2 protein-coding genes and 1 tRNA gene are annotated in these 986 nt (G+C 65.8%); 1 reads left to right on the forward strand and 2 read right to left on the reverse strand.

The window, feature by feature from the left end; all coding sequences use genetic code 11:
* On the reverse strand, positions 1 to 324 hold a 324-nt coding region (locus HUK84_RS20020), incomplete at its 3' end, for a protein-L-isoaspartate O-methyltransferase family protein (RefSeq protein ID WP_374729395.1).
* A 162-nt stretch (positions 325 to 486) separates the two neighbouring features.
* Between HUK84_RS20020 and HUK84_RS20025 the strand changes: the two genes are divergently transcribed.
* Positions 487 to 560 (forward strand) — tRNA-Cys (locus HUK84_RS20025).
* Positions 561 to 765: 205 nt separating this feature from the next.
* On the opposite strand, the gene HUK84_RS20030 is transcribed toward HUK84_RS20025, so the two are convergent.
* Positions 766 to 986 (reverse strand): glucokinase (locus HUK84_RS20030; protein ID WP_176641764.1); only part of this gene is annotated, 221 nt, incomplete at its 5' end.

The raw sequence follows: 986 nt of genomic DNA on the forward strand, positions 1-986 counted from the left end.
CAGGCGCGCCAGCAGGGCGGCGGCGTAGCCGGTGCCGGCGGCCACCACCAGCGCGCGCCGGCCGGATTCGGGCTGTGCGATCTGGACCATGCGCCCGATGATGCGCGGCTCGGTCAGCACGCGGCCATTGCCCAGCTCCAGGCTCTGATCGGCATAGGCGAAAGGTTTCAGGGCCGGGGGCACGCAGCGTTCGCGCGGCAGGGCGCGCATCGCGGCGATGACCCGGGGATCGTTGATCTGCACCGGGCGGATCTGCGCGTCCACCATCCGCTGCCGCGCGGCATCATAATCGAGTGCGGTGGCTCCAAGCGCGGACTGGTTCATGATGCTCCCTTCACAAAGAGTTCCCGGCCACACAATTTTATGTCCGCCTGATTCATGTCGTCCTGTTTTATGTCCTTGGGGCCGAACTGCCTAGCATGCCCTGCGCACACAACGACTTGACCGCGCGGGTCAGAGAGTGGATATAGCCAACGCGCCCGGTCGGGTCCGGTGGCAGAATGGTGATGCAGCGGACTGCAAATCCGCGAATGTGGGTTCGATTCCCGCCCGGACCTCCAGACATGACCCGCCGGCGCCTCAATCTTTCTTTTCGTGGCTTTCCTTTTCGCGGCGTTCTTTTCGTGATTCCGATCGGAAACGGCACCGGACGCGCGCATGTCCAGTGCCGCCGATATTCGCGAAAACGTGAATGCAACCGGTAATCGTCCGGCCCGGCCGATGGGCCGGGACGAACGCCCCGAAATCCGCCCGAAAGTCCGTTTATCAGGTGAAGCGTTCAGCAAATGCCGCGGCGGCGCCGAACAGGCCGGGCTGCGGGTGGGTGATCAGCCGGACGGGCATGTCGGACATCATGGCCTCGAACCGTCCCTTGGCGACGAATCGCTCGGCGAATCCAGAGCGGGGCAGATGGTCCGCCAGGCGCAGGCCAAGCCCGCCCGCGATCACCACGCTGTGCCCGCCCTGGGCCAGCGCCAGGTCGCCGG

The sequence above is a fragment of the Nguyenibacter vanlangensis genome (genome assembly GCF_013376155.1).
Lineage (GTDB): Bacteria > Pseudomonadota > Alphaproteobacteria > Acetobacterales > Acetobacteraceae > Gluconacetobacter > Gluconacetobacter vanlangensis.